This window comes from Brevibacterium sp. 239c (assembly GCF_900169365.1).
Classification (GTDB): domain Bacteria; phylum Actinomycetota; class Actinomycetes; order Actinomycetales; family Brevibacteriaceae; genus Brevibacterium.
The window spans coordinates 1-13,034 of record NZ_FXZH01000005.1; the positions used below are offsets into that span (position 1 = coordinate 1).

Here is a 13,034-nt window from a genome sequence, read left to right on the forward strand (position 1 = left end):
CCGTGTCTCAGTCCCAGTGTGGCCGGTCGCCCTCTCAGGCCGGCTACCCGTCGTCGTCTTGGTGAGCCATTACCTCACCAACAAACTGATAGGCCGCGAGCCCATCCCCAACCGAAAAAACTTTCCACAACCAAAGATGCCTTCGGTTGTCATATCCGGTATTAGACCCAGTTTCCCGGGCTTATCCCGAAGTCGGGGGCAGGTTACTCACGTGTTACTCACCCGTTCGCCACTCATCCACCCAGAGCAAGCTGCGGGCTTCAGCGTTCGACTTGCATGTGTTAAGCACGCAGCCAGCGTTCGTCCTGAGCCAGGATCAAACTCTCCATAAAAAAATTATGTTACGAATGAATCCCAGCAAGACAGCCAACACTACGGTCACGGGGTGACCGCGGTCAGCTTAAAAAAATCATGTTCACACACGCTGGCGTCACCACCCCGGCGAGGGGGCCGTGACTTGTGTGTGAACATGTGATTGTCTTACCAGAAAAATAATGTTTCTGGCATCACTATCTGTTCAAACAAATACGCTATTGGATTCTCAAACCACACACACTCACCCGTCACCACACACCATCACAAAATGGCGGCGTACACCGGGGGTGTCAGTTTCGATTGTTGTTGCCATCCGCAACCTGTCATGTACCGAACTCAAACTGTGTTTGTGCTGGTCATACCGGGTGAAAACTGTTCTCGAAGAACTCGTTTTCTGCGGGGCAACGAGATACAACTCTAGACCAGGCCAGCCGGTGCGTGCAACTCGAAACCGGAAAACTCGACGTGACGCCCGTCACCAGGACAGTTGCGACAGCCTCGGGCCCCGGAATACCGGGGATCGAGGGCTGTGCGAGCCCCTCAAAACAGTGCGCGGACGGTCAGGCTCCGCGGTATCCGGGCATGAGGGAGTTGCTGTCGACGATCTCCTTGCCCAGGGGCATGAGAGACACGGGGATGAGTTTGATGTTCGCCCATCCCAGCGGAATGCCGATGATCGAGACGAAGAGCGGGATCGAGGTCACCACGTGCCCGATGGCCAGCCAGATGCCGGCGACGATCACCCAGATGATGTTGCCCAGCGTCGTTGCGATACCTGCCGGCCTCGTTTCGATGACCTCACGGCCGAAGGGCCAGAGGGCATAGTTGCCGATCCGGAAGGAGGCGATTCCCCAGGGGATGGTGACGATGAGGATGCAGCAGATGATACCGGCGAGGTAGTAGCCGAGTGCCAGCCACAGTCCGCTGAAGATGAACCAGATGATGTTGAGCAGCGTGCGCATGTTCTCCTCGTTTCGACGTAGTACTGATATCAGTCTCGGTCACAACGCCGGTTGACGCCATGAGGCTGTCCAGATATCTCACGAATGACATCCCCCAGAGCTTCGAAGTCCCGAAGTCTCAACCCGCCAGCCCGAGTACCGATACAAGTGAATGGCTTGTCATCGACGATCACAAGTCGTTCGCTTGTCCATTGCAGCTCGCCGTCGTCTCCGGTGCTTTCACCGTGTCGATGGTGAATACGACGACACCGTGCCCTCGAATCGATCAAGGACACGGTGTCGTCGGCAATCATGGTGCTCAGCTGATGATGTCAACAGCCCCCAGGGTCTTCTTTCCCCGACGCAGGAGGATCACTCCTCCGCCTTCGGTGGGGAGCACCTCGGCGGGGGTCAGGGTCTGGTCGTCACCGGTGACCTTGACGTTGTTGACGTAGGCACCGCCGTCCTTGATGGCTCGACGTGCCTCGCCCTTGGACTTCACGATGCCGGCGGTCACGAACGCGTCGGCCACGGGTACACCCTCGGCCAACTGGGCCGAGCTGACATCGCCGCGAGGAAGTTCGGATGTCGCAGCCCCCAGGGTGGAGGCATCGAGACTGGCCAGCTCTCCCCCACCGAACAGGGCAGAAGCCGCAGCGATCGCCTGCTCGTATTTCTCCTTGCCGTGGACCAGAGTCGTCACATCCTCGGCCAGCACCTTTTGGGCCAGGCGAGTGTGTGGAGCCGCGGTGAACTCGGCCTCGATCTGCTCAATCTCCTCGAGCGAACGGAAGGAGAACACCTTGAGGTACTTCACGACATCGCGGTCATCGGCGTTGAGCCAGAACTGGCTGAACGCGTATGGGCTGGTCAGGCTCTCGTCCAACCACACGGTGCCGGACTCGGTCTTGCCGAACTTGGTGCCGTCGGCCTTGGTGATCAGCGGTGTGGCCAGGGCATGGACACTGTGCTGTTCGACGCGGCGGATGAGGTCGACACCCGAAGTCAGGTTGCCCCACTGGTCGGAACCACCGGTCTGCAGGGAGCAGCCGTAGCGGCGGTGGAGTTCGAGGTAGTCGTTGCCCTGCAGCACCTGGTACGAGAACTCCGTGAAGGAGATTCCTGCTTCGCTGTTGAGGCGAGCCGAGACCGATTCCTTGGCCAGCATTCGGTTCATCGGGAAGTGCTTGCCGATGTCGCGGAGAAAATCGATGGCCGACATCTCGGATGTCCACTCGTAGTTGTTGACGACCTGCGCGGCATTCGGACCGCTGAAGTCGAGGAACTTCTCGACCTGTGCCCGGATCTTTTCCAACCATTCCTCGACGACCTCGCGCGGGTTGAGCGTGCGCTCTCCCGACATACGGGGGTCACCGATGAGCCCGGTTGCTCCGCCGACGAGGGCCAGGGGGTTGTGTCCTGCCTTCTGCAGACGCGCGGCGGTGATGAGCTGGACCAGGTTGCCCATGTGCAGGCTGGGTGCGGTGGGATCGAAACCGACATAATAGGTCAGCGATTCCTCATTGAGAGCCTTCTGCAGGGCGGCTTCGTCGGTCGAAACCGAGACGAGGCCACGGGCCTTGAGTTCACTGAAGATGTCGGTCACTATTGTCCTTTCGAGTCCGAGTAACCGTCTATGAGTACGGTCATTCGAGAATGTGCACAGCCGATCGTTCGCCTGCTGTCTCAATTCTACTGGCAGGCACGAGCGTGCCGGAAACGGCCACACGCCCTGGGTACTCCGTCTTTGCCCAATACGCTTGCCCGGCGTCAGCCTTCCAGAATGCTGACAAACTCAGTTCTTGTTGAAACCGAACTGTCGGGAGAGGAGCGCCGATTTGAAGTGTGATTCTGCCGCATTGATCTGATCTTCTGGAACCTCCGGGCCGAAAACTCGGAGCAGACTGAATTGAAAACTAGCAGAGGTGGCCATACCGACCTCGGAAAGTTCGCGAAGCGCTACATTCCCTCCGTGCCCAGATTTCCAATAACTGCGCCACCGACCAAGGATTCTCTCTCGGCCGTCTGCCTTGCCGACGTACTGACGACCGGAGTTTCGATCAGTGATGAGGTAGATCCCCTGCACGGATTCCAAGGCAGTCCGCCAATCCCTGTATCTGGCATCTTCAATGACTAACCCCAAAGTCGAATAGTCGACGATCAAGTTGTCGAAGCCAGGAAACGCCTCACGTTGTGGATCCGCAATTTCAAGAACCTTGAAGGACTCGGCCAGTTGGCCTCGCTTCGCCCAGTTGACCGGGTCACGAGACCATTCAATCGTCAGCCTTCTCCGAAAGTTTTCAAGAGCGCGTGAGATGCGGAGGTCGAAGTACCGGCGTTGAGCGTCGCTCTCTTCCGGAAGCTCACCAAAGTTGTCGTGGGCAGTGAGGAATCGCGAGCGAAGTCCGCCTTCAGCTATGAAGCTCAGCCATAGGGCGGGTGGTTGAGATCCAATTTTGTTTCCGTGAGATTGCCGTCGGGTATAAGCCAGGATGCTGTCGTCCGTCAGGTCGGCTTCAGTTGCCAGTCCATCCGCATTGTAGGTGTGACGGATGACAAGAACGTCGCTCGGGCTGATCCCGGCCGCGGCGAACAAGTGTCCAAGTTTCAGTTCTCCAGATATTGAGCTTTCCAAAGACTCGATCCTTTCACTTGGGCCTTGCTGACACGCGTTCAGCCATCCAGCGAACGATGATCGGTATCACACGCTCCGAGCCGAATCGGCGAACTCGCGCAGCTTTGCAACCTCGGCCTTGGCGTTGGCCAGCTGCTGGTCCACGGCGGACCGGGCGGTTCCGCCCTTGGAACTGCGGGAGTCGATCGACCCGAGAGTGGTGAGCACTTCGCGGACGTCTGGCGCCAGGTGTTCGGAGATGCCGGCGAACTCTTCGTCTGTGAGATCCCACAGCTCGGCATCCTTCGACTCGGCCAGCTGCACGCATTCCCCGGAGAGTTCGTGGGCGATGCGGAAGGGCACGCCCTTGCGGACGAGCCATTCGGCGATGTCTGTGGCCAAGGCGAATCCCCGCGGTGCCAGGTAAGCCATGCGTTCGGTGTTGAACTTCAGCGTGGCAACCATGCCGGTGAAGGCCGGGAGCAGAAGTTCGAGGGTCTCGGTAGCGTCGAAGACCGGCTCTTTGTCTTCCTGCAGGTCACGGTTGTAGGCCAGCGGAAGCGCCTTGAGCGTGGAGAGCAGGCCGGTGAGGTCACCGATGAGGCGACCGGACTTGCCACGGGTCAGCTCGGCGACGTCGGGGTTCTTCTTCTGCGGCATGATCGAGGACCCGGTCGAGTAGGAGTCGTGGAGGGTGACGAAGGAGAACTCCTTGGTCGCCCAGGCGATGACCTCTTCGCTCATCCGGGAGAGGTTGATGCCGATCATCGTGGTGATGAACAGGTATTCGGCGAAGACGTCGCGACCCGCTGTGCCATCAATCGAGTTCTCTGCCGAGTCATTGAAGCCGAGATCCGCGGCCACTGCCTGAGGGTCGAGGCCCAGCGATGATCCGGCCAGGGCACCCGAACCGTAGGCTGAGATGCCGGCGCGCTCATCGAAGTCGACGAACCGGGCGACATCACGCAGCAACGGCCAGGCGTGGGCCAGGAGGTGGTGGGCCAGTAGCACAGGCTGTGCGTGCTGCAGGTGGGTGCGACCGGGCATCGGCGCTTCGGGGTGCTCTTCAGCCTGGGCGATGAGGACGTCGACGGCGTCGAGGACCAGACTGGCCAGGTCACGAGCGTGATCGCGCAGGTACATGCGCCCCAGGGTCGCGATCTGGTCGTTGCGGGACCGGCCGGCACGCAGTTTTCCGCCCAGCTCGGGTCCGGCGATCTCGATGAGTCCGCGTTCGAGTGAGGAGTGGACGTCCTCGTCGGATTCGGCGGCAACGTATTCGCCGGTTTCGACGCGGCGGCCGAGTTCGTCAAGCGCCTCGGTCATGCCCTGCAGCTCGTCATCGTCGAGCAGACCCGAGCGGTGCAGCACCTTTGCGTGGGCCTTCGAACCGGCGATGTCGTAGTGGGCCAGGCGCCAGTCGAAGTCTGTCGACTTGCTCAGCGCGGCCAGTGCATCGGCCGGGCCGTCCGAGAATCGTCCGCCCCATAGGCTCAGTCGTTCGCTCACAAAAGGTCCTTCCCCACCGTTGTCGCTTTCACGTCACCGGTCTTTTCGTCATCGTTCGTTGTCATTGTCTCAGGCTTTATCCCTCGCCGAGGCCGCCAGCCGCGTATTCGAGGAACGTCTCCGCCAAGGCTTGTCCCCCGACTGTGGAGTCGGCAATGACGAGAACAGTGTCATCGCCGGCGATGGTGCCGAAGATCCCGGTCATCGAGGAGCGGTCGATGGCCGAAGCCAAGTACTGGGCGGCGCCGGGCGGTGTGCGCAGTACGACCATGTCCTTCTGTGCGGCCGCGGAGACGAGGAGTTCTTCGAGCAACCGGGGCAGCTTGGCATCGAGGCTGTCGCCGGTCGATTGCTGCAGGGACCGATCCCCACCCTCACCGGGGACGGCGTAGACGGATCCGGCGGTGGACCGGATCTTCACGGCCCCCACCTCGGCGAGGTCGCGTGAGAGTGTCGCCTGGGTGACGGTGATGCCCATCGTTGCCAGGTTCTCGGCCAGGTCGATCTGGGAATGCACGGACTTGCGGGTGATGAGATCGATGATCTTCTGCTGCCGCGCAGTCTTGGTCAGCGGTGCCGAGTTCGTCGGTGATGTGGGGTTCTCGCTCATCGCTTCTCCAGCAGGAATGTCATGAGTGCCTTCTGTGCGTGGAGTCTGTTCTCGGCTTCATCGAAGACCACCGAGGCGGGACCGTCGATGACCTCGGCCGTGACCTCTTTGCCCCGGTAGGCGGGCAGGCAGTGGAGGAAGATCGGGTCGTTGCCGAGGTTCATGAGCTCTTGTGAGACTTGGTACTTCACGAAGGGTGAGGCTTCGTCATCGCGCCCGGTCGAATCCTGGCCCATGGACACCCAGGTGTCGGTGACAAGGACATCGGCGCCCTGGGCGGCAGCCACGGGGTCGTCGGTGACCGTGACGGATCCGCCGGTGGTCTGCGCGAGTTCGTTCGCCTCAGCGATGATCTCGGCGGCCGGTTGGTAGTCGGCGGGGGCGGCGATGCGCACGTGCATGCCGGCGTTGACTCCGCCGAGGACGTAGGAGTTGGCCATGTTGTTGGCCCCATCGCCGTAGTAGGTCATGGTCTGACCGGCGACGTCGCCGCGGTGTTCGCGGATCGTGAGCAGGTCGGCCAGGATCTGGCAGGGATGGTAGTCATCGGACAGTGAGTTGATGACCGGGACGCTGGAGTTCTGTGCCATCTCTTCCAGGCCAGCTTGGGCGTAGGTGCGCCAGACGATCGCCGAGACCATGCGCGACATCACCTGGGCGGTGTCGGCGATGGATTCCTTGTGTCCCAGCTGCGCCTCGCCGGGGTTGATGATGAGCGGCTGTCCGCCAAGCGCGGCGATTCCGGCGGCGAAGGACACCCGGGTCCTCGTTGAAGTTTTGTCGAAGATGACGGCTGCGGTCTGTGGTCCGGCCAACGGGGTGCGCGAGTACGGGGCGGCTTTGAGTTCGAGCGCGAGATCGAGGACTTGTGCTTGTTCGGCCGGGGTGAGGTCGGTGTCCTTGAGGAAATGCCGTGTCATGGTGTGTCCTTTGTCAGTCTGTGTGGGGCAAACGGGCGGTGAAGGTCGATAGCCCGGTCGCCGAGGTGGCCGCTGTGTGGGCGGCGAACGTGTTCAGCCGTGCAGCAGTCCGGGCAGGGCCTGAAGGAACGGTGCGAGATCGTCTTTCGTGATGATCAGCGGTGGTGCCAGGCGCAGGCGTCCGGGTGCGACGGGGTTGATGATGAACCCGGCCTCAAGCGCGCGGGCGGCGATCGCCTTTTCATCGAGGCCCTCGGCCAATTCGAGGCCCAGTAGCAGTCCGGTGCCGGTGACCTTCTCGATTCCCTCGATGCCCAGCAGCTGTTCGCTCAGCCAGGCCCCAGTGTCGCGGGTGTGGGCGAGCAGGTTCTCGGTCTCGATGGTCTCGAGCACGGCCAGTCCCGCCGCGCAGGCGATCGGGTTCCCGCCGAAGGTGGTCCCGTGCTGTCCGGCTTCAAGGAGTTTGGTGTTGGCATCGCCCACGGTGATGGTGGCCCCGATCGGCATGCCTCCGCCCAGCCCCTTCGCCGAGGTGATGATGTCGGGGAAGACGCCTTCGCCGATCTCCGGGTCCTGGTGGGCGAACCACGAACCGGTCCGCGCCACACCGGACTGGACCTCGTCGAGAACGAGAAGGGCCCCGGCCTCGCGGGTGAGTTCACGGACCTTGGTGAGGTATCCGGCCGGGTGTTGCCGGACTCCGACCTCGCCCTGGATGGGTTCTATGAAGACGGCGGCAGTGGTGTCGTTGATGGCAGCGGCGAGCGCGTCGACGTCCCCGTAGGGAATATGGACGACGCCGGGTACTCCGGGTGCGAAGGGCTCGCGGTAGGCGGCCTTGGCCGTCAGTGCGAGTGCGCCCATGGTCCGGCCGTGGAAGGCACCTTCGATGGCGATGATGATCGGGCGTGATCCACCCCCAGCGCGGCGGGCCATCTTGAAGGCGGCCTCGTTGGCTTCAGCACCGGAGTTTGAGAAGAACACGGCCGAACCGCTGGGCAGGTCGAGGACCTCGTGAAGTTTGGACGCGAGCGCGATCTGCGGTGGGGAGGTGAAGAAGTTCGAAATGTGGCCCAGGGTCGACGCCTGCTCAGTGATGGCCTTGACCCAGGCGGGGTGGCAGTGACCGAGTGCGTTGACGGCGATGCCGGCCAGCAGGTCGAGGTATTCCTTGCCCGAGGCGTCCCACGCGTGCACGCCCGCTCCGCGGACGAGGTCGAGCTGGGGTGAGCCGAAGACCGGTGAGAGGACGCGGGAGAAGTCGTCGCGCCAGGTCTGGGCCTGGTCTGTCACAGTGTTTGTCTCATTCATCGTTCGTCTCCTCCGTGCTTGTCTCGTGTCCCTCGCCCTTGTGTCCATCCCCCAGTGGTGCGGGTTCGACGACGGCGTCTTCGACCATGGTGCCGATGCCCTCGGAGGTAAAGACCTCGAGGAGGAGTGAGTGTGCCATCCGGCCGTCGATGATGTGGGCCTGTTGGACCCCATGCTCGATGGCCTCGAGGGCCGCGGTCATCTTCGGGATCATTCCCGCGTCGAGGCTGGGCAGCAGTTCACGCAGCTTCTTCGGGCCGATGCGTGAGATCAGGCTCGAGGTATCGGGCCAGTTGGCGTAGAGGCCGGGCACATCGGTGAGCATGATCAGTTTGTCGGCCCTGAGTGCCTTCGCCACCGCCGAGGCGGCGAGATCGGCGTTGATGTTCAGGGGCTTGCCGGCCTCACCGTCGATCTCCGAGGCGATCGAGCAGATGACGGGCACCCGCCCGGCGTCGAGGAGCTCGGTGAGCACGGTGGTGTTGACCTCGGCGATCTCACCAACCCGACCGAGGTCGATGACCTCACCGTCCACCTCGGCGTGGGTCTTGTGCGCCAGCAGAAGGTCTGCGTCCTCACCGGAGAGCCCGATGGCGGCATTGCCGTTCTGGTTGATGCGGGAGACGATGTCGCGGTTGACCTGGCCGGAGAGGACCATGCGGATGACCTCGGCGGCTTCCTCACTCGTGACCCTCTGGCCGGCCTTAAACTCGCTTTCAATACCCAAGCGAGCCAGCATCTTCGTGATCTGGGGTCCGCCGCCGTGGACGACGACAGGTCGGATGCCCGCGAAGCGCAGGAACGCGATGTCATCGGCGAAGGACTGCTGGAGCTCCGGGGAGATCATCGCGTTGCCGCCGTACTTGATGACGATCGTGGCACCGGCGAAGGTCTTGATCCACGGCAGCGCCTCGGTCAGGGCTTCGGCCTTGACCTGGGCGGCGGCAAGCCGGGCGGCCGTGGACTTCGTGGACATGTCGTGTGGGTTGCTCATGTGGAGTAGGCGCTGTTCTCTTCGACGTAATCGTGGGTGAGGTCCGAGGTCCAGACCGTGGCGGTGTGATCTCCTGCGTGGAGGTCGATGACGACGTCGACGTTGCGGTCGAATGTGACCTTCTCCGGGTCCTCATAGGGACCAGAGGCCCGGCACACCTCGGTGCCGTTGATGATCACGTCGATGGCCGTGGGGTCGAAGCTCGCCGAGGTGGTACCCACCTGGGCGACGACGCGTCCCCAGTTCGGGTCCTGACCGAAGATCGCTGCCTTGAACAGGGCCGAACGGGACACGGAGCGGGAGACCTCGACAGCCTCGGCCTCACTGGCCGCACCCTGAGTGGTGATCGCGATGTCGTGGTGAGCGCCTTCGGCATCGACGTGAAGTTGGTGCATGAGGTCGAGGCAGAGTTCGCGCAGTAAGGTGGTGAACTCGTCCACGTCGACGGCGGCATCGTGGGCGCCGGAGGACATGAGGATGACGGTGTCGTTCGTCGACATGCAGCCGTCGGTGTCGAGGCGGTCGAAGCTCTGACTTGTCGAGGCACGCAGAGCCTGGTCGAGCACGGTCTGGTCGAGACCAGCATCTGTGGTGATGACGACGAGCATCGTGGCGAGTCCGGGTGCGAGCATGCCAGCACCCTTGGCCATCCCGCCGATCGTGAACCCGCTGGAACCGGTGCGGCTGGCGGTCTTCGCGACGGTGTCGGTGGTCATGATCGCCTCGGCAGCGGACTGTCCGGCTTCGACGCTGGTATAGGCCGCGGCGACGAGTGGGGCGAGGTTGTTCACGATCGAGTCGCGGAAGTCCTGTCCGCCGACACCGATGAGTCCGGTCGAGCAGACGAGCACGTCCTCTGCCTGGGTATCGATGCCGGCGTCGGTGAGGAGTCCGGCGGTGGTCTGCGCGGTCAGCGTGGTGGTCTCGTAGCCGAAGTCACCGGTGTAGCAGTTCGCTCCCCCGGAGTTGAGGACCACGGCGCGAGCTTGCCCGTTGGCCGAGGCTTTCTGCGACCACAGGACGGGGTTGGCTTTGCACCGGTTCGAGGTGTAGACGGCGGCGACGGCGGTGTCGGGTCCGTTGTTGATGACCAGGGAGAGGTCTTTGGTGCCAGAGGGTTTGAGTCCTGCGGTGAGTCCGGCGGCGGTGAAGCCGAGTGGGGCGGTGACGCTCATGGGGCGACTCCTTCGAGGGGAAGGGCGGTGGTCTCGTCGAGACCGAGGGCCAGGTGGATGGATTGGATGGCTTGTCCAGCCGTGCCGCGGACCAGGTTGTCCAGTGCCACGACGACGAGGATTGTTGAGGCCCGTTCGTCGACGGTGAACTGGATCTGCGCAACGTTCGATCCGGTGGTGGCAGCGGTCTGTGGCCACTGGCCGTCGGGCAGGACTCGGACGAAGGGTTCGTCGGCATAAGCATCATCGAAAGTTTGGCGAATCTGCTCCACCCTTGCTTCCGCTGTGATCTCCTCGTGCTTTCCCTTCCAAATGCGATCCCCGAAGTCGGCCGTAATGGTCGCGAGAATCCCCCGGGCCATCGGCACGAGTGTCGGGGTGAAGGAGATGCGGGTGGGGCCGTCAGCGGCGTCGGCGCCGATGACGCCGTTGAGGTTCTGTTCGATCTCGGGCACGTGGCGGTGGGTGCCACCTGTGCCGTACGGCGACGCGTTGCCGAGGACTTCGGCGGCGGTGAGATGCGGTTTGAGTGCCTTGCCTGCACCGGAAACACCGTTGGCGAGGACTGCGTTGAGTCCGGCGGGAGCGGCAAGTCCCGCTTGGATGAGCGGTGCGAGTCCGAGGCTCACGGCGGTGACATTGCAGCCGGGCACGGCGATGCGATTCGTGGACTTCAGGGCCTCGCGCTGTTTGGTGCCGTCGGCGGTCAGCAGTTCGGGCAGACCGTAGGTCCAGGTGCCCTGGTGTTCCGAGCCGTAGAACTTCTCCCACGCGGATGCGCTGATGAGGCGATGGTCGGCGGCGAGATCGACGATGAGGGTGTCGGGGCTCGTGGATTCGAGTTCGGAGGCGATCTGTCCGGACTGACCGTGCGGGAGCGCAAGGATGACGACATCGTGGCCGGCGAGCACCTCGGCGGTGGACTCTTGGATCACAAGATCAGAGAATCGGGGAAGATGGGGTTGATGTCGGCCGAGCTTCTCACCCGCGGTGGAATGTCCGCACACCGTGGTGACGTTCAAGTGGGGGTGAGTGCTCAGCAGCCGGAGGACCTCTCCCCCGGCATATCCGGTAGCACCGGAGACGGCAACCGTAAGATCATTCATATGTATAACTATACCAGCACATTAAATTATATGCAGGAGGCGTGATGACCCAGGCTATTCAGGCGATGCGAGCAGGTGGACCCGAGGTTCTCGAGTTCAATGAGGTCGATACCCCTCAGCCCGGTCCTGGTGAGGTTCTCGTCAACGTCGCGGCCGCGGGCGTGAACTTCATCGACACCTACCGCCGTTCGGGCACGTACCCGATGAGCTACCCGCACATCGTCGGGTCTGAGGGCACCGGTCACATCGCCGAGGTGGGCGAAGGTGTCGAGAGCTTCTCCTCTGGCGATCGCGTCGCCTGGCACGAGGGCCCGGGGTCGTACGCGACCCAGGTCGTCGTCAAGACCGATAACCTGCTGCGCGTGCCCGAGGGTGTGAGCACCGAAGTTGCCGCCGCAATGCCGCTGCAGGGCCTGACCGCTCAGTACCTGGCCACGAGCTCGCATGAGATCAAGCCCGGCCATACTGCGCTTGTCCATGCCGGTGCCGGCGGGGTCGGACTGCTGCTCACCCAGATCATCAAGCACCTGGGCGGCAACGTCATCTCGACCGTGAGCACCGAGGAGAAGGCTGAGCTGGCGCGCAAGGCCGGAGCCGATGAGGTGTTCCTCTACGGCGGGGGCGTCGACGTCACCGCGAAGGTCAGGGAACTCACCGACGGCGAAGGCGTCGAGGTCGCTTACGACGGAGTCGGCAAGACCACCTTCGATGCTTCGCTCGCTTCGCTGAAGCCACTCGGCTCGATGGTGCTCTTCGGTGGAGCCTCGGGTCAGGTGCCGCCGTTCGATATCCAGGGGCTCAACGCATCGGGCGGAATCTTCCTGTCACGGCCGTCGCTGGCTTGGTTCGTGCGGTCGTCAGAGGAGCTGGCGAAGCGCTCATCCATGCTGTTTAACGGCATCGAGCACGGTTGGCTGAACTTCCGGGTGGGTGCGACGTTTGCGTTGGCGGAGGCTGCGGATGCCCATCGTGCGCTTGAGGGACGGGAGACGACCGGGAAGGTTGTGCTGACGGTGTAATCCTAACTGTTTAATTTGATCTGCCAGCAGTACCTAGATTTAACGTCCAAATCTGGGTTCAGCTTGAAACTTGCATCCGACTGGGACAGCATCACAAGAATGTCAAACTCGCCCCGGGGTTCGATGCCGAAGCTGACGCAAAACTTGGTTTGACTGATACGAGTACTCGAGTGCAGATCTCTGGGTGGTTTCAAGATGTGGCCGGAAGGTTACGTGGGACAGATCTTAAGGAGCACTCACAAGCAAGACCACCACCAAGAAGAAGTACACCCAGATGTTTAAGGACGGACCCGTCAAGTTTTTTCTCACCGCTGATATGCCGATCACTCACGTCTCGTCGAGCGTTGGCGTGAAGGCGACGACTCTGGGCAACTGGTTCAAGAAGCACCGCTAAGAGATCTCAGAGAGTTTCGACACCGGGCGGCAGGAGACCGTATCCGCCGCTGAGCATCAGAGGGTCGTGGCCGAGAACGCGAATTTGTGAAGCACGGATTCGAGTTTCTGGGAAAAGTCAATCTTC

11 protein-coding genes, 1 rRNA gene and 1 pseudogene are annotated in these 13,034 nt (G+C 62.2%); 2 read left to right on the top strand and 11 right to left on the bottom strand.

The window, feature by feature from the left end:
* The 11 genes from BSP239C_RS06050 to argC all read right to left on the bottom strand — a co-directional run.
* Positions 1-332 (bottom strand): 16S ribosomal RNA (locus BSP239C_RS06050); the annotation flags it as partial.
* A gap of 543 nt (positions 333-875) precedes the next feature.
* Positions 876-1,277: a YccF domain-containing protein gene (locus tag BSP239C_RS06055; RefSeq protein ID WP_101570952.1), complete on the bottom strand. Its 402-nt coding sequence runs from the start codon at positions 1,275-1,277 to the stop codon at positions 876-878.
* A 298-nt stretch (positions 1,278-1,575) separates the two neighbouring features.
* Positions 1,576-2,862, bottom strand: a complete 1,287-nt coding sequence (gene tyrS / locus BSP239C_RS06060) for a tyrosine--tRNA ligase (protein ID WP_101570954.1) — start codon at positions 2,860-2,862, stop codon at positions 1,576-1,578.
* Between the two features lie 189 nt (positions 2,863-3,051).
* Positions 3,052-3,891 carry a GIY-YIG nuclease family protein gene (locus tag BSP239C_RS06065; protein WP_257930104.1) on the bottom strand — a complete coding sequence of 280 codons (840 nt, stop codon included), beginning with the start codon at positions 3,889-3,891 and terminating at the stop codon, positions 3,052-3,054.
* A gap of 66 nt (positions 3,892-3,957) precedes the next feature.
* Positions 3,958-5,379, bottom strand: coding sequence for an argininosuccinate lyase (argH, locus tag BSP239C_RS06070; RefSeq protein WP_101570957.1), 1,422 nt, complete (start codon positions 5,377-5,379; stop codon positions 3,958-3,960).
* A 76-nt stretch (positions 5,380-5,455) separates the two neighbouring features.
* Positions 5,456-5,989 carry an arginine repressor gene (locus tag BSP239C_RS06075; RefSeq protein ID WP_101570959.1) on the bottom strand — a complete coding sequence of 178 codons (534 nt, stop codon included), beginning with the start codon at positions 5,987-5,989 and terminating at the stop codon, positions 5,456-5,458.
* On the bottom strand, positions 5,986-6,909 hold the full coding sequence (gene argF, locus BSP239C_RS06080; RefSeq protein WP_101570961.1) for an ornithine carbamoyltransferase: 924 nt from the start codon (positions 6,907-6,909) through the stop codon (positions 5,986-5,988). The genes BSP239C_RS06075 and argF overlap by 4 nt, the downstream gene beginning before the upstream one ends.
* Before the next feature lie 93 nt (positions 6,910-7,002).
* Positions 7,003-8,220: an acetylornithine transaminase gene (locus tag BSP239C_RS06085; RefSeq protein WP_101570964.1), complete on the bottom strand. Its 1,218-nt coding sequence runs from the start codon at positions 8,218-8,220 to the stop codon at positions 7,003-7,005.
* Positions 8,213-9,214, bottom strand: a complete 1,002-nt coding sequence (gene argB, locus BSP239C_RS06090) for an acetylglutamate kinase (protein WP_101570966.1) — start codon at positions 9,212-9,214, stop codon at positions 8,213-8,215. Before argB ends, BSP239C_RS06085 begins: the two co-directional genes overlap by 8 nt.
* Positions 9,211-10,389, bottom strand: coding sequence for a bifunctional glutamate N-acetyltransferase/amino-acid acetyltransferase ArgJ (gene argJ, locus BSP239C_RS06095; RefSeq protein WP_101570968.1), 1,179 nt, complete (start codon positions 10,387-10,389; stop codon positions 9,211-9,213). Before argJ ends, argB begins: the two co-directional genes overlap by 4 nt.
* On the bottom strand, positions 10,386-11,495 hold the full coding sequence (gene argC / locus BSP239C_RS06100) for an N-acetyl-gamma-glutamyl-phosphate reductase (RefSeq protein ID WP_101570970.1): 1,110 nt from the start codon (positions 11,493-11,495) through the stop codon (positions 10,386-10,388). The genes argJ and argC overlap by 4 nt, the downstream gene beginning before the upstream one ends.
* 44 nt (positions 11,496-11,539) lie before the next feature.
* Between argC and BSP239C_RS06105 the strand changes: the two genes are divergently transcribed.
* Both BSP239C_RS06105 and BSP239C_RS21335 read left to right on the top strand, forming a co-directional pair.
* Entirely contained in the window at positions 11,540-12,514 is a 975-nt protein-coding gene (locus BSP239C_RS06105; RefSeq protein ID WP_101570972.1) for a quinone oxidoreductase, read from the top strand.
* A gap of 265 nt (positions 12,515-12,779) precedes the next feature.
* Positions 12,780-12,908, top strand: a pseudogene (locus BSP239C_RS21335) (hypothetical protein); the annotation flags it as partial.
* Positions 12,909-13,034: the final 126 nt, after the last annotated feature.

Bases quoted from the DNA above. Each gene is read 5' to 3' on its own strand.
- BSP239C_RS06055 (WP_101570952.1), bottom strand. From the start codon at position 1,277: ATGCGCACGCTGCTCAACATCATCTGGTTCATCTTCAGCGGACTGTGG.
- BSP239C_RS06075 (WP_101570959.1), bottom strand. From the start codon at position 5,989: ATGAGCGAGAACCCCACATCACCGACGAACTCGGCACCGCTGACCAAG.
- argF (WP_101570961.1), bottom strand. From the start codon at position 6,909: ATGACACGGCATTTCCTCAAGGACACCGACCTCACCCCGGCCGAACAA.
- BSP239C_RS06085 (WP_101570964.1), bottom strand. From the start codon at position 8,220: ATGAATGAGACAAACACTGTGACAGACCAGGCCCAGACCTGGCGCGAC.
- argB (WP_101570966.1), bottom strand. From the start codon at position 9,214: ATGAGCAACCCACACGACATGTCCACGAAGTCCACGGCCGCCCGGCTT.
- argJ (WP_101570968.1), bottom strand. From the start codon at position 10,389: ATGAGCGTCACCGCCCCACTCGGCTTCACCGCCGCCGGACTCACCGCA.
- argC (WP_101570970.1), bottom strand. From the start codon at position 11,495: ATGAATGATCTTACGGTTGCCGTCTCCGGTGCTACCGGATATGCCGGG.
- BSP239C_RS06105 (WP_101570972.1), top strand. From the start codon at position 11,540: ATGACCCAGGCTATTCAGGCGATGCGAGCAGGTGGACCCGAGGTTCTC.